This is a genomic window from Bacteroides acidifaciens, assembly GCF_903181435.1.
GTDB lineage: Bacteria > Bacteroidota > Bacteroidia > Bacteroidales > Bacteroidaceae > Bacteroides.
The window spans coordinates 2748934-2773224 of sequence record NZ_CAEUHO010000001.1; the positions used below are offsets into that span (position 1 = coordinate 2748934).

20 protein-coding genes are annotated in these 24291 nt (G+C 43.0%); 16 read left to right on the plus strand and 4 right to left on the minus strand.

Features of this window, described 5'->3' with window-relative positions; genetic code table 11:
- Nucleotides 1-119 precede the first annotated feature (119 nt).
- The 9 genes from miaA to CLIN57ABFB40_RS11630 all read left to right on the plus strand — a co-directional run bounded on the left by miaA (nt 120) and on the right by CLIN57ABFB40_RS11630 (nt 10298).
- Nucleotides 120-1040 (plus strand): tRNA (adenosine(37)-N6)-dimethylallyltransferase MiaA, encoded by a 921-nt coding sequence (miaA, locus tag CLIN57ABFB40_RS11590; protein ID WP_175630191.1) that lies wholly within the window; start codon nt 120-122, stop codon nt 1038-1040.
- A 57-nt stretch (nt 1041-1097) separates the two neighbouring features.
- Nucleotides 1098-2024, plus strand: a complete 927-nt coding sequence (locus CLIN57ABFB40_RS11595; protein ID WP_065537892.1) for a diacylglycerol/lipid kinase family protein — start codon at nt 1098-1100, stop codon at nt 2022-2024.
- Between the two features lie 108 nt (nt 2025-2132).
- Nucleotides 2133-2933 (plus strand): 3-deoxy-8-phosphooctulonate synthase, encoded by an 801-nt coding sequence (gene kdsA / locus CLIN57ABFB40_RS11600; protein ID WP_175630192.1) that lies wholly within the window; start codon nt 2133-2135, stop codon nt 2931-2933.
- A gap of 81 nt (nt 2934-3014) precedes the next feature.
- A complete protein-coding gene (locus CLIN57ABFB40_RS11605) occupies nt 3015-5852 on the plus strand; it encodes a M16 family metallopeptidase (protein WP_175630193.1) in 2838 nt (945 codons plus the stop codon).
- Between the two features lie 25 nt (nt 5853-5877).
- Nucleotides 5878-7371: a DUF5687 family protein gene (locus tag CLIN57ABFB40_RS11610; protein WP_175630194.1), complete on the plus strand. Its 1494-nt coding sequence runs from the start codon at nt 5878-5880 to the stop codon at nt 7369-7371.
- A gap of 38 nt (nt 7372-7409) precedes the next feature.
- Complete coding sequence (locus CLIN57ABFB40_RS11615; RefSeq protein ID WP_175630195.1) at nt 7410-8114, plus strand: ABC transporter ATP-binding protein; 705 nt, start codon at nt 7410-7412, stop codon at nt 8112-8114.
- A gap of 47 nt (nt 8115-8161) precedes the next feature.
- On the plus strand, nt 8162-8674 hold the full coding sequence (locus tag CLIN57ABFB40_RS11620) for a C40 family peptidase (protein WP_175630196.1): 513 nt from the start codon (nt 8162-8164) through the stop codon (nt 8672-8674).
- Between the two features lie 34 nt (nt 8675-8708).
- A complete protein-coding gene (locus CLIN57ABFB40_RS11625; RefSeq protein ID WP_175630197.1) occupies nt 8709-9593 on the plus strand; it encodes a TraB/GumN family protein in 885 nt (294 codons plus the stop codon).
- A 57-nt stretch (nt 9594-9650) separates the two neighbouring features.
- A complete protein-coding gene (locus CLIN57ABFB40_RS11630; protein WP_175630198.1) occupies nt 9651-10298 on the plus strand; it encodes an HAD-IA family hydrolase in 648 nt (215 codons plus the stop codon).
- Nucleotides 10299-10617: 319 nt separating this feature from the next.
- Here the strand turns inward: CLIN57ABFB40_RS11630 and CLIN57ABFB40_RS11635 are convergent, their stop codons facing one another.
- Entirely contained in the window at nt 10618-13134 is a 2517-nt protein-coding gene (locus CLIN57ABFB40_RS11635) for a hypothetical protein (protein WP_175630199.1), read from the minus strand.
- A 795-nt stretch (nt 13135-13929) separates the two neighbouring features.
- The gene (locus tag CLIN57ABFB40_RS11640; RefSeq protein WP_175630200.1) at nt 13930-14079 is read right to left on the minus strand and encodes a hypothetical protein; all 150 of its coding nucleotides are present in this window, start codon (nt 14077-14079) and stop codon (nt 13930-13932) included.
- A 261-nt stretch (nt 14080-14340) separates the two neighbouring features.
- On the opposite strand from CLIN57ABFB40_RS11640, the gene rplU reads away from it, so the two are divergent.
- The 5 genes from rplU to CLIN57ABFB40_RS11665 all read left to right on the plus strand — a co-directional run bounded on the left by rplU (nt 14341) and on the right by CLIN57ABFB40_RS11665 (nt 20147).
- On the plus strand, nt 14341-14658 hold the full coding sequence (rplU, locus tag CLIN57ABFB40_RS11645; protein ID WP_024986326.1) for a 50S ribosomal protein L21: 318 nt from the start codon (nt 14341-14343) through the stop codon (nt 14656-14658).
- Nucleotides 14659-14681: 23 nt separating this feature from the next.
- Nucleotides 14682-14945, plus strand: a complete 264-nt coding sequence (gene rpmA, locus CLIN57ABFB40_RS11650; RefSeq protein ID WP_175630201.1) for a 50S ribosomal protein L27 — start codon at nt 14682-14684, stop codon at nt 14943-14945.
- A 148-nt stretch (nt 14946-15093) separates the two neighbouring features.
- Nucleotides 15094-16368, plus strand: coding sequence for a serine--tRNA ligase (serS, locus tag CLIN57ABFB40_RS11655; protein WP_175630202.1), 1275 nt, complete (start codon nt 15094-15096; stop codon nt 16366-16368).
- Between the two features lie 127 nt (nt 16369-16495).
- On the plus strand, nt 16496-17707 hold the full coding sequence (gene gluP / locus CLIN57ABFB40_RS11660) for a glucose/galactose MFS transporter (RefSeq protein ID WP_022136460.1): 1212 nt from the start codon (nt 16496-16498) through the stop codon (nt 17705-17707).
- Nucleotides 17708-17852: 145 nt separating this feature from the next.
- Complete coding sequence (locus CLIN57ABFB40_RS11665) at nt 17853-20147, plus strand: bifunctional dihydroorotate dehydrogenase B NAD binding subunit/NADPH-dependent glutamate synthase (RefSeq protein ID WP_175630203.1); 2295 nt, start codon at nt 17853-17855, stop codon at nt 20145-20147.
- Between the two features lie 123 nt (nt 20148-20270).
- On the opposite strand, the gene panD is transcribed toward CLIN57ABFB40_RS11665, so the two are convergent.
- Both panD and panC read right to left on the minus strand, forming a co-directional pair.
- Nucleotides 20271-20621 (minus strand): aspartate 1-decarboxylase, encoded by a 351-nt coding sequence (gene panD / locus CLIN57ABFB40_RS11670; RefSeq protein WP_175630204.1) that lies wholly within the window; start codon nt 20619-20621, stop codon nt 20271-20273.
- Between the two features lie 18 nt (nt 20622-20639).
- Nucleotides 20640-21485, minus strand: a complete 846-nt coding sequence (gene panC, locus CLIN57ABFB40_RS11675) for a pantoate--beta-alanine ligase (protein WP_175630205.1) — start codon at nt 21483-21485, stop codon at nt 20640-20642.
- Nucleotides 21486-21627: 142 nt separating this feature from the next.
- On the opposite strand from panC, the gene CLIN57ABFB40_RS11680 reads away from it, so the two are divergent.
- Nucleotides 21628-22467, plus strand: a complete 840-nt coding sequence (locus CLIN57ABFB40_RS11680) for a glycogen/starch synthase (RefSeq protein WP_175630206.1) — start codon at nt 21628-21630, stop codon at nt 22465-22467.
- A gap of 19 nt (nt 22468-22486) precedes the next feature.
- Complete coding sequence (locus tag CLIN57ABFB40_RS11685) at nt 22487-24181, plus strand: DUF4270 domain-containing protein (RefSeq protein ID WP_175630207.1); 1695 nt, start codon at nt 22487-22489, stop codon at nt 24179-24181.
- Nucleotides 24182-24291 lie beyond the last annotated feature (110 nt).

Consider the following 24291-nt stretch of genomic DNA (forward strand, 5'->3'; position numbering starts at 1 on the left):
AGACGAAAACAACATCCCGCTTACTTGATTCCTATCTTCAGCAAAAGAAATAAAAAGCGACTGAATCCCAAACAAGTAAAATTTATTTCGTATTTTTGCGGATATAAAAGAATGAAGCTATGCCGGACTATGATTTAATCGCCATACTCGGACCTACAGCCTCGGGTAAAACACCTTTTGCCGCTGCTTTGGCCAATGAACTCAACACGGAAATTATCAGTGCCGATTCCCGTCAGATATACAGGGGAATGGACCTTGGCACAGGAAAAGACCTCGCCGACTATACGGTAAACGGACGTGCTATCCCCTATCACCTGATTGATATTGCCGACCCCGGATATAAATACAATGTATTTGAATATCAGCGCGATTTCCTGATTTCTTACGAATCAATCAAACAAAAAGGTTGTCTCCCCGTTTTATGTGGAGGGACAGGCATGTATCTTGAATCCGTACTGAAAGGATACAAGCTCATGCCCGTGCCGGAAAATCCGGAATTGCGTGCCCGCCTGGCGAATCATTCTCTGGAAGAACTGACAGAAATATTAAGCCGGTATAAAGCGTTGCACAACTCTACTGATGTGGATACGGTGAAACGTGCTATCCGAGCCATAGAGATTGAAGAGTATTATGCTGCCAATCCCGTTCCCGAACGGGAGTTTCCGAAGTTGAACAGCCTTATCATTGGTGTGGCTATCGACCGGGAACTGCGTCGCGAAAAGATTAGCCGGAGACTGAAACAACGGTTGGACGAAGGCATGGTAGACGAAGTGCGACATTTGATTGAACAAGGTATCGCACCGGATGATTTGATATACTACGGACTGGAATACAAGTACCTGACCTTGTACGTCATAGGCGAATTGACTTATGAAGAAATGTTCAATGGTCTGGAAATAGCAATTCACCAGTTTGCCAAACGGCAGATGACCTGGTTCCGGGGCATGGAAAGAAGAGGATTTACCATCCATTGGATGAGCGCGGAACTGCCGATGGAAGAAAAGATAGCGTTTGTCAAAGAAAAACTGGAAGGGATTTAGTATATTTGGCAGTTATTTATAGTGAGATTTTAAATACAGTAGGATAGAAATACGGATATGAGTGTAGAACCGAAGAAATGGGGAGTGATTTATAACCCGAAAGCCGGCACCCGAAAGGTAAAAAAGCGCTGGAAAGAAATCAAGGAATACATGGACAGCAAAGGTGTTGACTATGACTATGTGCAATCCGAAGGTTTCGGTTCAGTAGAACGTCTCGCTAAGATTTTAGCAAACAACGGTTATCGCACAATTGTCGTTGTGGGTGGTGATGGCGCTTTGAATGATGCCATCAACGGCATTATGCTATCCGATGCCGAAGACAAAGAGAATATAGCCCTCGGTTTTATACCGAACGGTATCGGAAACGACTTTGCCAGATACTGGGGCCTCAGCACCGAGTATAAACCTGCCGTAGACTGTATCATCAACCACCGCCTGAAAAAGATAGACGTAGGATACTGCAACTTCTATGACGGCAAAGAACATCATCGCCGCTACTTCCTCAATGCCGTCAATATCGGACTGGGTGCACGAATCGTAAAAATCACCGACCAGACCAAACGTTTCTGGGGAGTGAAATTCCTTTCGTATGTTGCCGCCCTGTTCTCGTTGATATTCGAGCGGAAACTATACAGAATGCATTTACGAATCAATGACGAGCACATCCGCGGACGTATCATGACGGTATGCGTAGGCAGCGCATGGGGATGGGGACAGACTCCGAGTGCCGTTCCTTACAACGGATGGCTGGACGTATCCGTTATCTACCGCCCCGAATTCCTGCAAATCATTTCCGGCTTATGGATGCTTATCCAGGGAAGAATCCTGAATCACAAAGTAGTGAAAAGCTACCGGACAAAGAAAGTGAAAGTACTCCGGGCACAAAACGCGTCTGTGGATTTGGACGGACGTTTATTGCCTAAGCATTTTCCGTTGGAAGTGGGCATACTTCCTGAAAAGACAACACTTATTATTCCGAACTAATAAAATCAGGCACAGATTACACGGTTTCCAGTAAATCATAATCTGCACAAACTGTGTAATCAGTCCGCGTAATCCGTGCCTAAGAAATAAACTAATAATAGCATAAAAATGATAGAACTTAAAAACAATCCTGCCGGCAATTTCTTCCTACTTGCCGGTCCTTGTGTGATAGAAGGCGAAGAGATGGCAATGCGTATTGCCGAACAAGTAGTTAAAATCACCGAAGCATTGCAGATTCCTTATGTATTCAAAGGGTCATACCGCAAGGCAAACCGCTCACGCCTGGATTCGTTTACAGGTATCGGTGATGAGAAAGCTCTGAAAGTGCTGCAAAAGGTACGCGATACGTTCGGAGTTCCTACCGTAACAGATATCCATAGTGCCGAAGAAGCAGAAATGGCAGCCGAATATGTGGATATTCTTCAGATTCCCGCTTTCCTTTGTCGCCAGACAGACCTGTTGGTAGCAGCCGCCAAGACCGGAAAGACGATTAACATCAAGAAAGGACAGTTCCTCTCCCCTTTGGCTATGCAATTTGCTGCCGATAAAGTAGTGGAAGCCGGAAACAAGAATGTGATGCTGACCGAACGCGGAACAACTTTCGGTTATCAGGATTTGGTCGTTGACTATCGCGGTATCCCCGAAATGCAGACATTCGGTTATCCTGTTATCCTGGATGTCACCCATTCATTGCAACAGCCCAACCAAACCAGCGGAGTGACCGGTGGAATGCCGCAACTGATAGAAACCATAGCCAAAGCAGGCGTTGCCACAGGCGTTGACGGCATCTTTATCGAAACGCACGAAAATCCTGCCGTAGCCAAAAGTGACGGTGCCAATATGCTCAAATTAGACCTATTGGAAGGGCTGTTAACTAAGTTAGTCCGCATACGCGAAGCTATAAAATGACGTTTTTCCCTCTCTATTTGTGATTTGTGACTAAATACAACGACAAATTACTCAGAAACATTTATTTAAATTAAATAGAACATGAAACATTTATTACGTGGATTATTCATTGCAGTTCTTATCATATGCTGCAATTTTCAGCCCGTACTTGCACAACCCATGCAACAACTGCCTGTGGACAAGAATGTCCGTATCGGCAAGTTGGACAACGGACTTACTTATTACATTCGACACAACGCACTCCCCGAGAAGCGTGTAGAATTCTACATTGCCCAGAAAGTAGGTTCTATCCTCGAAGAACCGCAGCAACGCGGTCTGGCTCACTTCCTGGAGCACATGGCTTTCAACGGAACCAAACATTTCCCGGGTGACGAAACCGGACTGGGCATCGTGCCCTGGTGCGAAACCAAAGGTATCAAGTTCGGTACGAACCTGAATGCGTATACCGGTGTCGAACAAACTGTCTATAATATCAGCAACGTGCCGACAGAGAACGTCAATGTCATAGACTCCTGCCTGCTTATCCTTCACGACTGGTCAAATGCCATCACCCTTGCCGACAAAGAAATCGACAAAGAACGTGGCGTCATCCGTGAAGAATGGAGAAGCCGTAACAGCGGCATGCTCCGCATCATGACAGATGCGCAGTCCACCCTGTACCCCAACTCCAAATACGCAGACTGTATGCCTATCGGAAGCATAGACGTAATCAACAACTTCCCTTACCAGGATATCCGCGACTACTACGCAAAATGGTATCGTACAGACTTGCAAGGAATTATCATTGTCGGTGACATCAACGTAGACGAGATAGAAGCGAAACTGAAAAAGGTTTTTGCCGATGTAAAAGCTCCGGTAAATCCTGCCGAACGCATCTACTATCCGGTAGCGGACAATCAGGAACCGCTTATCTACATCGGTACGGACAAAGAAGTGAAAAATCCTTCTGTAAACATCTTCTTCAAGCAAGACGCTACACCGGATTCCATGAAGAATACCATCGCCTATTATGCTACCCAATATATGCTGAACATGGCTACGAATATGCTGAACAACCGTCTGAACGAACTTCGACAGACAGCCAACCCACCTTTCACCAGCGCAGGTGCAGGATATGGTGAGTTCTTCCTTGCCAAAACGAAAGACGCATTCAGCCTAAGCGCAAGCAGCAAAATAGACGGTATCGAACTGGCGATGAAAACTGTACTGGAAGAAGCTGAACGCGCACGCCGCTTCGGTTTCACTGCCACAGAATACGAACGTGCACGCGCCAACTATATGCAAGCCGTAGAATCTGCTTACAATGAACGCGAAAAGACAAAGAGCGGCGCATACGTTGATGAATACGTAAACAACTTCCTCGACAAAGAACCGATTCCGGGCATCGAATTCGAATATATGCTTGTCAATCAGATGGCACCGAACATTCCGGTAGATGCAATCAACAAGTTTATGCAACGGCTAATCACCGACAACAACCAAGTGGTGCTGCTTGCCGGTCCCGAAAAAGAAGGTGTGAAATATCCCAGCAAGGAAGAAATCGCTGCCCTGCTGAAAGAGATGAAGTCATTCGACCTGAAACCGTATGAAGACAAAGTTTCTAACGAACCGCTTATCTCCGAAGACATCAAAGGCGGAAAGATTGTATCCGAAAAAGCAGGAGATGTCTATGGCAGTACGAAACTGGTACTTTCCAATGGTGTGAAGGTATATGTGAAGCCGACAGATTTCAAAGCCGACCAGATTATAATGAAAGGTGTAAGTTTCGGTGGTACAAGCGTATTTCCGAACGAAGAAATCATCAATATCTCCCAGTTGAACGGTGTAGCCCTGGTAGGCGGAATCGGTAATTTCAGCAAAGTAGACTTGGGCAAGGCTCTTGCCGGCAAACGTGCGTCAGTAGGTTCAGGCATCGGCAATACGACCGAAACCATTTCCGGAAGCTGTTCTCCGAAAGATTTCGAGACAATGATGCAACTTACTTACCTTACATTCACTTCTCCGCGTAAGGACAATGAAGCATTCGAATCTTATAAGAACCGCTTGAAAGCGCAACTTCAAAATGCGGATGCCAACCCGATGACTGCGTTCAGCGATACAGTGACACGTGCTTTGTACGGCAACCACCCGCGTGCTATCAAGATGAGAGAAAGCATGGTAGACCAAATCAACTACGACCGTATCATCGAAATGTACAAAGACCGTTTCAAAGATGCAAGCGACTTTACCTTCTATCTGGTAGGAAACGTAAATCTGGAACAGATGAAGCCGATGATTGCCAAATACTTGGGTGCTCTGCCGTCTATCAACCGCAAAGAGACTTTCAAGGACAACAAGATGGATATCCGCAAGGGTGAATACAAGAATGAATTCGCCAAGAAACAGGAAACTCCGATGGCTACCATCATGTTCCTTTACAGCGGTGCTTGCAAGTACGACTTACACAACAATCTTTTGCTCAGCTTCCTCGACCAGGCTTTGGACATGGTTTATACAGAAGAAATCCGTGAAAAAGAAGGCGGCACATATGGTGTAAACTGCAATGGGAGCCTCAGCAAATATCCGAAAGAAGAACTTGTCCTGCAGATTGTATTCCAGACCGACCCTGCCAAGAAAGATAAATTGTCTGCCATCGTCGTAGAACAGTTGAACAAGATGGCGAAAGAAGGCCCGACTGCCGAGCATATGCAGAAGATTAAAGAATATATGTTGAAGAAGTACAAAGACGCCCAGAAAGAAAACGGCTACTGGCTCAATAATCTGGACGAATATTTCTACACCGGCGTCGACAAAACAAAAGACTATGAAAAGTTGGTCAACAGCATCACAGCCAAAGAAGTCCAGGACTTCCTTGCCAAACTGCTGAAACAGAACAACGAAATTCAAGTTGTAATGACTATGCCGGAAGAAAACAAATAATATTCCCTTAGTATATATCAACAGAATGATGATACTCAACGAACTACGCAAACATGGAAGGCTCGCCGCCAAACGGCATCCGATGTATGAAAAGAACAAAGTTGCTAAAATACTCGGTTATGTCATGGGCGCATTTTGGGCCGGTTACCTGATATTCTTCGGTACGACGTTCGCGTTCGGATTTTCAGATATGGTTCCCAATCGGGAGCCATATCATGTAATGAACGCAGTTGTCTTGATATTTATCCTGGCACTCGACTTCCTGTTGCGTGTTCCGTTACAAAAAACACCGACACAAGAGGTAAAACCTTACCTCTTGCTGCCGGTTAAACGAAACCGTGTCATCGACTTCCTGCTTATCCGCTCCGGACTCAGCCTGTTCAACCTCTTCTGGTTGTTCCTGTTTGTCCCTTTTTCCTTCATCACTATTACCAAATATTTTGGTGTCCTCGGTGTCATCACCTATCTTATAGGTATCCTGCTTCTGATTCTTGCCAACAATTACTGGTATCTGTTGTGCCGCACACTTATCAACGAACGTATTTGGTGGATTCTATTACCCATCGCTTTCTACGGTGGAATAGGCTGCCTTCTTTTTATTCCCAAGGATAGCCCTCTCTTCTATTTCTTCATGGATTTGGGAGACGGGTATATTCAGGGGAACATTCTCTATTTTCTCGGCACTATACTGGTTATCTTCCTTTTATGGCTAATAAACCGCAAGATTATGTCGGGGCTTATCTATGCAGAACTGGCAAAAACAGACGATACCCAAATTAAAAATGTCTCCGAATACAAATTCTTCGAACGCTACGGAGAAGTCGGCGAATACATGAGACTGGAACTGAAAATGCTTTTACGCAACCGCCGTTGCAAAGGTGCGCTGCGCAGTGTAGGTATCGTAGTCCTGGCTTTCTCCATCGCTCTCAGTTTCTCAAGTGTCTACGACGGAAACTTTATGACTTCTTTTATCTGTGTTTATAACTTTGCCGTATTCGGAATGATTATCCTTTCGCAGTTAATGTCGTTCGAAGGCAATTATATCGACGGACTGATGTCTCGCAAAGAGTCAATCATGAGCCTGCTGAAAGCGAAATATTATACATACAGCATCGGCGAAATCATACCTTTCATATTAATGATTCCCGCCATCATCATGAACAAGCTCACCCTGCTGGGTGCTTTCGCCTGGTTTTTCTATACCATCGGCTTTATCTATTTCTGCTTCTTCCAACTGGCAGTCTACAACAAGCAGACCGTCTCCCTGAATGAAAAAGTAACAAGCCGCCAGACCAACAGCGCGATACAAATGCTGGTAAACTTCGGAGCATTCGGAGTGCCGCTCATCTTATATAGTACACTAAACGCATTCTTAGGCGAAACAATCACCTACATTATCCTGTTGGCGATTGGACTGGGATTTACCCTGACCTCTCCTTTATGGATAAAGAATGTATATCATCGCTTCATGAAACGGAGATATGAGAACATGGAAGGTTTCAGAGACAGCCGCCAATAGACCTTCATGGAGCATTAACCATATAAACATTGAAAATCATGATTACCATTGACAAACTTAAAAAGAATTTCGGTGAGAAGGTTGCCGTAAACATAGAACACTATGAAATCAATCAAGGCGATATGCTCGGATTGGTGGGAAACAACGGTGCGGGAAAGACGACCCTCTTTCGATTAATGCTGGACTTGCTGAAAGCGGACGATGGGAAAGTGGTTATTAACGACATTGATGTGAGCCAAAACGAAGATTGGAAAGCCTTCACCGGTGCTTTTATCGACGACGGCTTTTTGATTGATTACCTCACTCCCGAAGAATATTTCTACTTTATCGGAAAGATGTACGGATTGAAGAAAGAGGAAGTGGACGAACGTCTCATTCCCTTCGAGCGTTTCATGAACGGAGAAGTCATCGGACAAAAAAAACTAATCCGCAACTACTCTGCCGGAAACAAACAGAAGATTGGCATTATCTCCGCCATGCTTCATTATCCGCAATTATTGATATTGGACGAGCCGTTCAATTTCCTCGACCCCAGTTCGCAGTCTATCATCAAGCACCTGCTCAAAAAGTACAATGAAGAGCATCAGGCTACGGTCATCATTTCCAGCCATAACCTGAACCATACCGTAGATGTATGTCCGCGAATCGCCCTCTTGGAACACGGAGTGATTATCCGGGACATTATGAATGAGGACAATTCGGCAGAGACAGAGCTGGAAGCCTATTTCAATGTGGAAGAATAAGGGGATTTACGATTTGACGATTTACAAATTACGATTGAAGACAAATAATGAAAGTTTACTTCAAACTATTTTTCATATTGGCAGGGCTGACCGCCATCCTCAGTTCCTGTCGCACATCCGCTCCCCGCCTGGACTATCAGGCATTGGCGCGGGCTTCCATCTTATTGGGCGTAGACATCAACCTTGAAGACAATCATAAACTCTATCTGGAAGCTGCCGACTGGATAGGCACTCCCTACCGTGGCGGCGGAGATTCGAAAAGGGGAACCGACTGTTCGGGCATGGTCTATCAGATATACCGGAAAGTATATCGTACCCAAGTGCCGCGAAACTCGGAAGAGCTCAAAAATAAAAGCAATAAGATAGCCAAGCGAAATCTCAAGGAAGGGGATTTGGTGTTCTTCAGCAGCAACCGCTCGAAAAAGAAAGTAGCCCATGTAGGCATCTACCTGAAAAATGGGAAATTCATCCATTCCAGTACGAGCCGGGGAGTAATCGTCAGCAGGCTGGGCGAAGATTATTATAGCAGGCATTGGATATGCGGTGGCAGAATACGTTAACAATCAAATCAGCAACTCTAAAGAATATAGCATTATGAAGTCATTTATCGGAGCAGTAATATTTATCTGCGTAGCATTCAGCGCAAACGCACAACTTTTATGGAAAGTATCCGGCAACGGACTGGAACAATCATCTTACATTATAGGTACGCACCATCTGGCTCCGTTCAGCATCATGGACAGCATCGCCGGACTTCAAAAAGCTATGAAAGAAACCCAACAGGTATATGGCGAACTGAAAATGTCCGAAATGCAATCACCGGCTACCATGCAGAAGATGCAGCAGGCCATGATGATTGCCAACGACACCACGCTGGCTTCACTCCTATCGCCCGAAGACTTCGCAACTGCCAACAAATTCTGCAAAGAGAACCTGATGATAGATTTAAACGCAGCCCCCAAACTGAAACCTGCATTCCTGCTGAATAATGTAGTAGTGGTGGCTTATGTAAAACATATAGGCAAATTCAATCCGCAAGAACAACTCGACACCTTCTTCCAGTCCCAAGCCACCCAAAACGGAAAAAAAGTAGACGGACTGGAAACCGCGGAGTTCCAATTTGACCTGCTCTTCAACGGTTATTCCTTGCAACGGCAAGCGCAACTGCTAATGTGTACGCTCAACAACATCGACACCGAAGTAGAAAACCTGAAAAAGCTCACCAACGCCTACATGAAACAGGACTTGAACGAAATGCTCCGAATCAGCGAAGAGCGCAGGGGTAATCAATGCGACGCGACTCCCGGTGAGGAAGATGCCATGATTTACAACCGCAACAAGGCATGGGCAGGAAAACTACCGGCTATCATGAAAGCTGCTCCTACTTTCGTTGCCGTCGGCGCCCTGCACCTTCCCGGTGAAAAAGGATTGCTAAACTTACTTAAAAAACAAGGATATACGGTGGAACCTGTGAAATAAGAGTAGAACCTGCGAAATAAGAAAAGTATTTTATTACTTTTGCAGAAAAGTTTCCCAATGAACTACAAAACCTATTTATTCGATTTCGACTATACCTTAGCCGATTCGTCACGCGGTATCGTTAAGTGTTTCAGAATTGTGCTCACCCGCCACCAGTATCTAACCGTCACCGATGAAGCTATCAAACGCACTATCGGCAAAACACTGGAAGAATCTTTCAGTATTCTCACCGGAATCAATGACCCAGCACAGCTTGAAGCCTTCCGACAGGAATACAGAAAGGAAGCCGATGTTCATATGAATGTAAACACACGTCTCTTCCCCGACACGTTATCCACCCTGAAAGAGTTGAAGCAACGGGGTGCCCGCATTGGAATCATCTCTACCAAATATCGCTTTCGGATATTGAGCTTCCTCGAAGAATATCTGCCAAAAGATTTTCTTGATATTATAGTAGGCGGAGAAGATGTAAAAGCAGCGAAACCTTCACCGGAAGGAGTACAGTTTGCTTTAGAACATTTGGGAAGTACACCACAAGAAACATTATATATCGGAGACAGCACCGTAGATGCAGAAACTGCCCGGAATGCAGGAGTGGATTTTGCAGCGGTGCTCAACGGGATGACTACCGAAGAAGAACTTCAAGCGTATCCGCATCGGATGATTATGAAAAATCTTGGAGAGTTGGTTCATTCATACACTTGAAACTCTTGTTTCTCCATCTGGAAACTTTAGTTTCTAACGCTTGAAACTAGAGTTTCAAAGCCTTGAAACTAAAAGTTTCATTACTTGGAACTAACAGTTTCAAAGCATGAAACACTTTGTTCCAACGTTTGAAACATTCGACACCTAGCCAGACAGGAGTAGAAAGCCATAGTAAACCGGCCAATCATGCTCAACTGTGAAAGCAGGAAGTACCAATTAATTATTCATTTCTCGTACCCTTATGAGCCTTGAAGAAAAAACAGGAACGTAAAACAGGACACCCTAATTAGTAACGACTGACATTTGCCTGTTTCTCAAACTATTGATTAAATGCCCCGATTCTTCCATCAATAGTAACGGTCTCTACATTAACATTCAAGATGGTATGTTCCTGATTATTATAAAAAACAATCTCAGCTTCTCCATGTTCGTTTGTACACACATTAGGATTCCAATATAAGGTACGACGATGATCTACAGAAATAGATAAATCATCTTTTGAATAATCAGGTGAATAAAAAGCTTCAGGTTGTGTATATCCTAAAACATAAGTAGGGCGAAGACCGCGAGCTGTCTTATGCTTCAGATGGTAATCGATACCTGGCTTTGTGTCTACTATCATGACTACCCCATTATTTCCTAAATAACCTAGCGTAACATAGTCGGACTCATCCTCTGTAGCCAAAAATTTCATACGCCCACTTTTTTCATCCACCACTCCATTAACAACCTGCTCCATCTCTTTCATCTGCATATTCCAGTTCACCCCATCCACATCTGTGGCCTCTCGTTCCGACAGCGCATTAGACAAATACTTATCCGCACCCGAGCCTATACAAAACGCCACCGAACGAATGCCCTCTACTTCAGAGAAAAGCTGATGCGTAAAGACAGGATTCAATATAACACGTCCGTTTACAATGGGAAGAATACCTTTGCCATTATACCAATAACTCCCCTGTTTATCAATTTTAAACGATGATAACCGATTACGTAGAAAATCATACAATGATATGTACCGCTTACCTTTATCCAAATCATCCTCTACCAATCGCTCCACATCAAACACAGCAGCAATCGACCTATCATATTCTACAGGTGGAAGCAACCTCTTTTTACTTTTTATCAAAACTTCATCCAACCAAATACCGTCTCCATCTTTCAGTTGCGACGTTCTATCACCCAATCTGAATAAATGGTCAAGATTTGGCAACGAATCCCACAAATGCAATAACTCTTCGGGTTCGTAGGCCCTCAATGGAGGAGCAAAATGACGATCCAACAAAAAATAACATCTTTTCCTATTTTTCTTTTTTCCCACGCGCGATTGAAGTATAGCCTCCTTTCTGCCCTGTAATTCGGGAAGTGGAAAAACAAAGTAACCCAGTGAGTCAGTGCGAATACTTCCCATAGCTACCACAGAATCACGAATCATAATACTCACTTCTGCATCTGACAAATAATGTCCTGTCCACATTGATTTTAATCTGCCGGACAACTGTAATGAAGTTTCTGGTAGATAAGCCGGAATAGATGGAAATGACAGATTTTCCCAATTATACTTTTTCCATCCCTGTACAGCAAGTAACAAATCCAATTCCTGCGTACGCACGTTGCCATCCGGAAGAAAATAATATTCCGGACGATGAACGTAGCCACGCACCTCCGAAGACAGTAGTAAGTTGGTACGAGCATTATCATATTCACACTGAACATCACTGTTCAATATTGATCTTACTGAGACTGATAAGTTAGTAGATACCGGACGGTCATCCCCCCCTGTCACTCTCAACTTAAGGTCAACTTTTTCACAGGGCTTCAATATATCAAAATCATTATCGACTGATATATTCACATATCGACTAGGACGATTAACGAAAAACATTCGCTCGCACAATATTTTCCCATAGGACGTCATCAGAATCAACTGAGCAACTCCTCCCGGAATGTCTGCCAACGGAAATTCTAGATTCACTTTTTTATCATTCGTTATCACATTTAAAGCCTGATAAGGACGACAGCCAGCTATGATGCCGACTGTAAATGTATCAACACGAGTTTCAGAATCACGATGCAGGCTAACCGCCAAAGTATCATTGACTGATGGAGTTAAGGACATGCAAACGCCCTTTTCCGCACAATTGGGCAAATCAAATTTATACTTCTTCCCTTTATACATGAATCTCACATATCCGTTTTTCTTTGACGGACAATACCTAAACCATCCCATTCCGTCATGCATTACAGAACAAGTATCAATCAGTTTGTCATTGGCAGAATAAACTTTCAACTTAATATCCGGAAATGGTTCTTTCTCCGCCCTAACACGAAACGCTACCTTTGACCACACACCTTGTACAAGATTCCCACCCTCCGGGAAAAAAGATATATCCACATTTTTATACTTCACCTGCGGACGTTCTTTCATTGATAAGTCCAAACGAAAATTAATGAGTTCTTTTTTACATTCTTCTCCTACAGCAGGTGCAGCATAAAACGGAAAGACACGGGAAAAATAATTCAAATCGCCCCAATTGCGCATCCAACTTGTATAAGCACGTACTTCATAATAACCAGGCAGCATCCTTGTCTTCAAATTGAACTGTCCACAAGCTACTCCCTCTTCAATCTCAAGGAGTTGCTCATCCGCTTTCTGCCCATACTGATTCCACAATTCTACATGAAGCGCCTTACTTATTGTCGCCCTCCTCGTTCCATCCGTTACAACATACGCTTTATACCATAATGTTTCACCCAAATAGTAACTATTATTATCAAAATGCAAGTATACTTTCTCTATCGGATAATTGTCTGCGAAGGCAACTGCTTTCTCCATAATCGTCTTAGCATCTAACGAATTGGCATTTTGCGCATAACTACCACTAGAAATACTTATTAATAATACAACAAAAAGAAACCTACTAAATTTCATACTAATTAGTTTTGAATTAAATGGATACAATGGTTCCTTCCCCATATGAGGAATTGCAGTACTAAATTGAATAACCCTATAGTCTTTACAATTTTGATAACCATTTGTGCACCTATTTGAGTAGATTTTTAAATTATATAGATCAGGAGTCCTTAAAGAAAATTCAATTTCACGTGTTCCAGGCATAGCAGAAATTTCTTGTACCAACTCGAAATTCTGAATATTAGGACTAGATAAAACTAATCTGTAACTATCAGTACAAATTATACTACCAAAAACCACATAATTTCCATTTCCAAGAATCTCATAGTAACCGAATGATATCTTACTATAATCATGATTACATTCCACAGATGGCTCTACCGGATCCGTAGTCGAGATTGTATTTACTGTCATTCCACCGATACAAATCTCTCTATCCGTCCGCATTGGGTATGTTGGTCTTCCTTCCTCATAATATCTCACATAATATCTATATTGCCCTGGATAAGTAATCATATGTATATAGTTATTTAGATTTTGTTCAGCATGCAATTCCCAACGGTTAGAAACAGGAATTACAACTTCTGCGTCCAATGCTATAAAATGACAATATTTACCCAATGTCCAATGTATATCTGCAACATTATCGTAAGGAGACAATTTACGAACATATCCAGATGTTCCATCCAAATTATCCCGAGTTGAAGAATATTCTGATTATATAGCCTTGAGGCTATCATTGAAAATAGAGATGTCTTCTGTTTTATTTATAATATCGTCTACATCATTAGACATACCGTGCTCCAAATCACAAGAAATATTCATCAAAACAAATGAATATAAGAAAAATAATTGTTTTGTTTTCATAAGAGTTTTTTATTTATTGTTCATAATATTTCAACATCGAACCCTTTACCTATTTTTTGTTTACAAGATAATATTTTTTACAGGAACAAGCAAATATAACAAGCCATAATTACAACAATGCAAAAAAATAAAAGAAATATTTGCCGGAGATGAATAAAAATAGTACTTTTGCGCCCGATTATTCCGCAACGGGTTCGATAAAGAGTTCTCTAAGTGATTAAAGACCACCCGCCGGAGCTAACTTATACATTTATATATAAGATGTACGCAATTGTAGAAATTAACGGTCAGCAATTTAAAGCAGAAGCTGGTCAGAAGTTGTTCGTTCACCACATCGAAGGTGCAGAAAACGGCTCAACAGTAGAATTTGAAAAAGTTCTTTTGGTAGACAAAGACGGAAATGTAACTGTAGGTGCTCCTGTTGTAGAAGGCGCAAAAGTTGTTTGCCAGGTTGTTTCAAACTTGGTAAAAGGCGACAAAGTTCTTGTTTTCCACAAGAAAAGAAGAAAAGGTTACAGAAAACTGAACGGTCACCGTCAACAGTTTACAGAGTTAACAATCACAGAAGTAGTAGCTTAATCAATTTAAAACAGTAAGAAGAAATGGCACACAAGAAAGGTGTCGGTAGTTCTAAGAACGGCCGCGAATCACAAAGTAAGAGATTAGGCGTTAAGATATTTGGTGGCGAAGCTTGCAAAGCAGGTAACATCATCGTTCGTCAAAGAGGTACTGAATTCCACCCGGGTGAAAACATGGGAATGGGTAAAGACCACACTCTTTTCGCTTTAGTAGATGGTACAGTTAGTTTCAAAGTTGGTAAAGAAGACAGAAGATATGTTTCTGTAGTTCCTGCAACTGAAGCATAATTGCACAACCCAAAATATTCGAGAGAAGGAGATGTAATCCGAAAAGGATTGCATCTCCTTTCTTTTTTATGTCCGTTTTCATTGCTTGGTTGTTCGTTTTTTCTTTATCTTTGCATCCATTAAACGAAAGTACATAAAAAGTATAGATATGCTTACCATTAAACAAATTACAGAAAACACAGAGGCGGTACTCCGCGGACTGGAAAAGAAGCATTTCAAAAATGCAAAAGAAACGATCGAACAAGTGATCGCTCTAAACGACAAGAGACGTAGCACGCAAAATCAATTAGATAAAAACCTGGCAGAGGTAAACTCGCTTTCACGCACCATCGGCCAACTGATGAAGGAAGGCAAGAAAGAAGAGGCCGAATCTGCACGCGCCCGCGTTGCCGAACTGAAAGAAGGCAACAAGGAACTGGACGCCACCATGACACAGGCTGCGACTGACATGCAGAATATTCTCTATACCATCCCCAATGTTCCTTATGACGAAGTGCCCGAAGGTGTAGGAGCCGAAGACAACGTTGTAGAAAAAATGGGTGGCATGGAAACCGAACTTCCCAAGGATGCACTCCCTCACTGGGAACTGGCAAAGAAATATGACTTGATTGATTTTGACCTGGGTGTTAAAATCACAGGCGCAGGCTTTCCTGTATATAAAGGTAAAGGTGCACAGCTTCAACGCGCCCTTATCAACTTCTTCCTGGACGAAGCACGCAAATCCGGATATACGGAAATCATGCCGCCGACAGTAGTCAACGCAGCTTCCGGCTATGGCACAGGACAGCTTCCCGACAAGGAAGGACAGATGTACCATTGCGAAGTGGACGACTTATACCTGATTCCGACAGCAGAAGTTCCTGTCACTAACATCTATCGTGATGTAATCCTGGAAGAAAAGCAATTGCCGATTATGAACTGCGCCTACACGCAATGTTTCCGTCGCGAAGCAGGTTCTTACGGTAAAGACGTACGTGGATTGAACCGCCTGCACGAATTCTCTAAAGTAGAATTAGTGCGCATTGACAAGCCGGAACACTCCAAGCAGTCTCACCAGGAAATGCTGAATCATGTGGAAGGACTGTTGCAGAAGTTGGAATTGCCGTATCGCATTCTTCGCCTTTGTGGTGGCGACATGAGCTTTACTGCTGCGCTCTGCTTTGACTTCGAAGTATATTCCGAAGCACAAAAACGTTGGCTGGAAGTAAGTTCCGTTTCTAATTTCGACACATATCAGGCGAACCGCTTGAAATGCCGTTATCGTAATGCAGACAAGAAAACCGAACTTTGCCACACATTGAACGGTTCTGCATTGGCATTGCCACGCATCGTTGCCGCCCTGCTCGAAAATAACCAGACTCCGGAAGGCATCAGAATTCCGAAAGCATTGGTTCCGTACTGCGGTTTCGACATCATAGACTAAAGAATCACCACAGATTACACTGATTTTCACAGATTTCTTTTGAATAATGTTAGTTCTACTTCATCTGTGAAAATCAGTGTAATCTGTGGTAGAAATATAATCATAACCTTTTAACACATTTACCCCCATGACAAAAAACACAAAAAGTTTTGTACTGCCTTTGACATTCATCGGCATCATGTTCTTTGCGATTGGTTTCGCATTAGGAATTAACTCGTTATTAGTTCCCGTATTACAAAAATCACTGGGAATCTCGAACACGGCTTCTTACCTTATTATTGCTGCAACCTTTATTCCATTCCTTGTATTCGGTTATCCTGCCGGGCTCACCATCAAGGCGATTGGCTACAAACGCACCATGTCACTGTCTTTCTTTATTTTTGCTGTGGCATTTTACCTGTTTATCCTATCGGCATCACAGGAAAGCTTCACCTTATTCCTGTTGGCATCTTTCATTAGCGGAGCCGCCAATGCGTATCTGCAAGCATCTGTAAACCCTTATATCACCATCTTGGGACCATTGGATAGTGCTGCGAAACGTATCAGTATTATGGGTATCTGCAACAAATTGGCGTGGCCTATTCCTGCCATCTTCATTGTATGGTTACTGGGCAAAGATGTCAGCCTGATTGGTATTGAAGACTTGAGCAAGCCGTTTATCATCATCATCTGCGCTTTTGTCGCCCTGGGTGTTATGGCATTCTTCGCACCGCTGCCCGAAGTAAAAGCTGCCGGAGAAGATGAAAGCGAGGACGAAGCCGAAGCTTGTCCGTATGCTGCAAGTAAAACTTCCGTTTTCCAGTTCCCGCACTTGCTGTTGGGCTGCCTGGCTTTGTTCCTTTATGTAGGCGTTGAGACAGTTTCACTCGGCACACTGGTCGATTATGCCAAAGAACTCGGCTTGGAAGGCGCTGCCAACTATGCATGGATTGCTCCTATCGGTATTGTCATCGGTTACATCTGCGGTATCATCTTTATCCCGAAATACCTCAGTCAGGCAACAGCCTTAAAGATTTGCTCCATTCTGGCAATTATCGGTTCACTGCTGGTTGTACTCACACCAAGTCATATTTCTATCTATTTCATCTCGTTTATGGCATTGGGATGCTCGCTGATGTGGCCGGCTTTGTGGCCGCTCGCTATGGCAGACCTCGGCAAGTTTACAAAAGCAGGCTCGTCATTACTCATCATGGCAATGTTCGGCGGAGCCGTTATCCCTACCCTCTACGGTTGGCTGAAAGACGTAGCTACTCCGCAACAGGCATACTGGTTGTGTCTCCCCTGCTTCCTGTTTATCTTATATTATGGAGTAGCCGGATACAAAATCAGAACGAAATAAGAAGAGATATTCACTCATATATAGGGAGCCACTCATCAAAAGAGTGGCTTTTCTTTTTTGTTTTTCGTAAATAAGCCGTATCTTTGCCGAAATTTATAACATTCTGCTAGCAGTTACGTAATAAAACCAACAAATTAATTAGATAATGAACAAAATCATTAGCAAAGAACGCTTTTCTGAGAAAGTATTCAAATTTGAAATTGAAGCTCCTCTAATTGCTAAATCTCGCAAAGCCGGACACTTCGTCATCGTACGTGTAGGCGAAAAGGGAGAACGTATGCCTTTGACTATCGCTGGTTCCGATGTGAAAAAAGGTACTATTACTTTGGTTGTGCAAGAAGTCGGGTTATCTTCTACCCGTCTTTGTGAACTGAACGAAGGTGACTACATTACCGACGTAGTAGGTCCGCTGGGACAAGCTACACATATAGAGAAGTTTGGGACAGTAGTCTGCGCCGGTGGCGGTGTAGGTGTGGCTCCGATGCTTCCTATCGTACAGGCTTTGAAAGCTGCTGGCAACCGTGTGATTACTGTGCTGGCTGGACGTAACAAAGACCTTATTATCCTGGAAAAAGAAATGCGCGAAAGCTCTGACGAAGTAATCATTATGACAGACGACGGTTCTTATGGCCGTAAAGGTCTGGTGACGGAAGGCGTAGAAGAAGTTATCAAACGCGAAAAAGTAGATAAATGCTTCGCCATCGGTCCTGCCATCATGATGAAATTCGTTTGTTTGCTGACTAAAAAATATGAGATTCCGACTGATGTTTCATTGAACACTATCATGGTGGACGGAACAGGTATGTGCGGTGCCTGCCGTATTACTGTGGGCGGAAAAACAAGATTCGTCTGCGTGGACGGACCGGAATTTGACGGTCACCAAGTAGATTTTGACGAAATGCTGAAACGCATGGGCGCGTTTAAAAAAGTAGAACGCGAAGAAATGCACAAGTTGCAACCCGAATGTGAAGCGACTAAAGAAATCGACGAAAAGAGCCGCAACGCTGTCTGGAGACAGGAATTGCGTAAAGCAATGAAACCGAAAGAACGTACGGCTATTCCCCGCATTGAGATGAACGAGCTCGATGCAGAATACCGTTCACATAGCCGCAAAGAAGAAGTAAACCAAGGCTTGACGGCAGAACAGGCGGTTACAGAAGCAAAACGTTGCCTTGACTGCGCTAATCCGGGCTGTACGGAAGGCTGTCCAGTAGGTATCGACATCCCCCGCTTCATCAAAAACATCGAACGTGGAGAATTTCTCGAAGCTGCCAAGGCACTGAAAGAGACAAGTGCGCTCCCGGCTGTCTGCGGTCGTGTTTGTCCGCAGGAGAAACAGTGCGAGTCCAAATGTATTCATCTGAAGATGAATGAGAAACCGGTAGCCATCGGTTATCTCGAACGCTTCGCAGCCGATTATGAACGCGAAAGCGGACAGATTTCCGTTCCTGTCATCGCTGATAAAAATGGAATCAAAATAGCTGTTATCGGTTCGGGACCTGCCGGATTGGCATTTGCCGGTGATATGGCGAAATATGGATATAATGTGACTGTATTCGAGGCCTTGCACGAAATCGGTGGTGTATTGAAATATGGTATCCCCGAATTCCGTCTACCCAACAAGATTGTAGATGTGGAGATTGACAACCTTTCCAAGATGGGGGTAAATTTCGTCAAAGACTGCATCGTAGGAAAGACTATTAGCGTAGAAGACTTAAAAGAAGAAGGTTTCAAGGGTATATTCGTGGCTTCCGGTGCCGGTCTGCCTAACTTCATGAATATCCCGGGAGAGAATTCTATCAATATCATGTCTTCCAACGAATACCTCACTCGCGTCAACCTGATGGATGCCGCCAGCGAAGAATCTGATACTCCGGTAGCTTTCGGCAAGAATGTAGCGGTGATTGGTGGCGGTAATACCGCTATGGACTCCGTCCGTACAGCAAAACGCCTGGGAGCAGAACGCGCCATGATTATCTATCGCCGCTCGGAAGAGGAAATGCCCGCCCGTATCGAAGAGGTGAAACATGCCAAGGAAGAGGGAGTGGAATTCCTGACACTGCATAATCCGATTGAATATATCGCAGACGAACAAGGCTGCGTGAAACAGGTAATCCTGCAAAAGATGGAATTGGGCGAACCGGATGCTTCCGGACGTCGTAGCCCTGTGGCTATACCCGGTGCGACAGAGACGATTGACATTGATTTGGCTATCGTAAGTGTCGGTGTATCTCCCAACCCGATTGTCCCAAGTTCAATCAAGGGACTGGAATTGGGACGCAAAGGAACGATTGCCGTTAATGAAAATATGGAATCTTCTATCCCGATGATTTATGCAGGTGGCGACATCGTTCGCGGTGGAGCTACCGTGATTCTTGCTATGGGAGACGGCCGCAAGGCTGCCGCTGCCATGAATGAACAGTTAACGGTTGGTAATTAATGATTAACGGCTGAAGTTGATGATAAAAAATAAGCGGTGGATAAACTTAATTATCCACCGCTTATTTTTTATCATCAAGTAACGGTGCGATTGTTAATCACCAACCACTACTCCGTTAATCGTTTACAGCACTTTGTTCGTCGAGGGGTCCGGGAATATAACAGCCGGTTTGAACGACTTGGCTTCCTCAAAATCCATCAATGCGTAGGACATGATAATGACAATATCATCCGGTTGCACCTTACGGGCAGCAGCACCATTCAGGCAAATCTTACCCGAACCGCGTTCACCTTTGATAATATAGGTTTCAAAGCGTTCGCCATTGTTATTATCAGCGATATACACTTTTTCTCCCGGAATCATGTTCGCGGCATCCAACAGGTCTTCATCAATCGTAATACTACCCATGTAGTTCAGATTGGCCTCCGTGACACGTGCACAATGAATTTTCGACTTCAACACTTCAATCATCATAAGGTTTCGTCTTTTTAGTTATTCTTTATATTTAATGTTATCAATCAGGCGGACTTCCCCACAGAATACAGTAATGCATCCCACCGCATAAGAAGTATCCTCCCAATTATTTATCTTCTGCAATGTATTTCCGTCTACGATTTCAAAATACTCCAACCGCAAGCCCGGAGCAGCTTCAATCGCATCTTCCACCATCTTCTGCGTTTCGCTCACTGTGTGAGTGGCTGCAAAGTTACGACTTTTAAATAAGGTCTGGGAAATATTTAAAGCATTTTCACGTTCTTGTGCAGATAAACGCTGGTTCCGGCTGCTCAATGCCAAGCCGTCTTCTTCACGGACAATCGGACAACCTACAATTTCCAGCTTATATTGCAACTGGCGCACCATCTCACGGATAATCGCTAATTGCTGGAAATCTTTCTCACCGAAATAGGCCTTGTCCGGCTGTACAGCATCAAACAATTTGCTGACAATCTGGCAAACCCCATTGAAATGTCCCGGACGGAACGCACCTTCCATCACCGTATCCAACGGAGCATAGCTGAATTGACGGGTGTCCGGCTCCGGATACATCTCGCTCACGGAAGGAGCAAATACAAATGCAGCCCCGCATTCTTCCAACAAGCGGCAATCTGCATCCAATGTACGCGGATATTTCTCCAAGTCGTTTTTATCATTAAACTGCGTGGGATTTACAAAAACACTCACAACAGTTACACCATTCTCACTTACGCTGCGCTTTACCAGGGATGCATGTCCCGCGTGTAAAGCACCCATTGTAGGAACCAGTCCTACCGTTTCACCTTGGGCTCTCAAGGCAGTCAATTCTGCCTGTAAGTCCTTGATAGTGTGCACTATTTTCATTTTCGTCAATTGGTTTATGTTTTACTCGTTTGCAAAAACTCTGCAAAATAAACTAATATTTGCCACATAAAGAAAGAATATCCTGTTTAATGTGTCTTTTTTTTCGTATCTTTGCAGAATATTATAGAGAACTATTGTTATTATGACAAAGGCGAATAAAGTTTTATTTATTACTCAAGAGATTACACCTTACGTTTCAGAATCCGAAATGGCCAATATAGGTAGAAACCTTCCACAGGCGATACAAGAAAAAGGCCGTGAAATCAGAACTTTCATGCCCAAATGGGGAAACATCAACGAACGCAGAAACCAACTGCACGAAGTGATTCGCCTCTCCGGGATGAACCTGATTATCGACGATACTGACCACCCACTGATTATAAAAGTCGCTTCTATCCAATCCGCACGTATGCAGGTATATTTCATCGACAACGATGATTATTTCCAGAACCGCTTGCAGACAGCGGACGAAAATGGTGTGGAATATGATGATAACGACAGTCGCGCCATCTTCTATGCACGGGGTGTACTGGAAACAGTGAAGAAACTTCGTTGGTGTCCGGATGTAATCCATTGCCATGGCTGGATGACGGCTCTGGCTCCTCTTTATATTAAGAAAGCCTACAAAGACGAGCCTTCTTTCCGTGATGCCAAAGTAGTATTCTCTGTTTATGAAGACGACTTCAAGAATACACTTAGCGACGACTTCGCCGCAAAGCTGATGCTGAAAGGTATTTCAAAGAAAGATTTAGGCGACTTGAATGGACCAATGGACTACGCTGCTCTTTGCAAACTAGCTGTTGACTACTCCGACGGAGTTATACAGAATAGCGAAAAGGTAGATGAGTCTATCATCGAATACGCCCGCCAATCAGGCAAATTGGTACTTGATTACCAAGATCCGGAAAACTATGCAGATGCCTGCAACGAGTTCTACGATCAGGTATGGGATGCCACTTCCAATAATAACGAAGAAGAATAAAAATCAAGATACGACGATCATGAAAGCAAAATACGCCTTAATAGCTTTACTGGCAATCTCTTTTTTCGGTTGTGATGACAACACAGCAGGATTGGGACTGGGAATGTTTCCGGGAAGCGACCAGAATATCAATGGAAAACTGACGACATTTGATGTTAAAACAGAATCCGTTCATGCAGGTCAAATTTATGCGATGAGCAATGTCGGTTATGTGGGTAAGTTTACGGATGATGTATTCGGTACTTATCAAGCCGGATTCCTGGCAGAGCTGAATTGTACGGAAGGAATGACATTTCCTGGAGTATACAATTACGAAAAGAATACATCTCTTGATAGCAAAAACAAAGCTACACAGACGATGGTAGGCGAAGGCGGAGACCCTATAGACAAAAAAGGACTTGAATTTGTATATAGTGATGGCAAACTTATAGGCAATATCCACACAATCGAACTTTATTTGTGGTACGATACTTATTTCGGAGATTCCTTGACTGCTTCTCGTTTAAGTGTTTATAAATTAGGAGAAGCAGCCAAAGAACTTAATGAGGATAATGCTTATTATACAGATATTAATCCTGAAGAATTTTACAATCCTAAAAATCTATTAGGAACTAAGGCTTATACTGCAGTTGATCTTTCCGTAAAAGACTCTATTCGTAATCTTAGCACATACGTTCCTAGCGTACATGTTTCTTTTAAAGATGACATGGCCAGAAAAATAGGAAAAGATATAATAACAAAAGCTTATAAATCTGGAAGCAACTTTGACAGAAAAGCGCTTAAAGAAGCTTTTGCAGGACTCTATGTAAAGAGTGACTATGGTGACGGTACAATACTTTACATAGACCAAATCCAAATGAATGTAGTATATAAATGTTATGCAGTAGATACAATTACAGGTTCTATATTACAAAGGAAAGTAATACATGAGGGTGAAAGCAAAGACTCTACCTATTATGGATATCGTATGTTTACGTCTACCCGTGAAGTAATTCAAGCAAATAGCTTGGATAATGATAAAGATGCTATTCAAGCATGTATCAATAATCCTGATTGGAGTTATCTAAAAAGTCCGGCAGGAATATTTACTCAAGTTACTCTACCTGTTAGTGAAATAGCAGATAAACTTCAAGGAGATACTTTGAATGCCGTAAAATTAGGTATTCCTATTTATAACGAAACAAATAATAAGAAATTTGGAATGTCTGCTCCACGCAGTGTTTTACTAATACGTAAAAAGCATAAAGACACTTTCTTTGAAAAGAATCAATTAAGCGATGGTATAACTTCAGTTTTATGTGATTATTCATCTTATACAAGTAGTTTTACTGAATATACGTATAATAATATCACGCAGTTGATAAATGACTGCTTGGCAGATGGAGAAAGAGATGCTGCAGAAAAGAAATTCAGCAATCATGAAACGATAACTCTGCAAGTTACTGATTCTGAAGGAAAAACAAAAGATGTAATAGTTGACAACATCAAAGATTGGGAAGAATTAAGCGATTGGAATAAAGTTGTACTTATTCCGGTACTTGTTACCAAAGACTCTTCTTCAAGCAATAGCTACTACGATAATAGTTCTAGCCAAGTTATCAGTATACAACATGATTTGAAACCAAGTTACGCACGTTTGAAAGGTGGTAAAAATCCAGCTAATAAATTAAAACTTGAAGTTGTATCCACAAACTTTGGAACAAGATCAAAATAAGAAACAATAGACATATCTATCTATAAAATAATAACGCGGATTACCCTGGTAACCCGCGTTATTATTTTATAAATATCCCCCAAACAAATGATAGATAAATAAAAAAACCG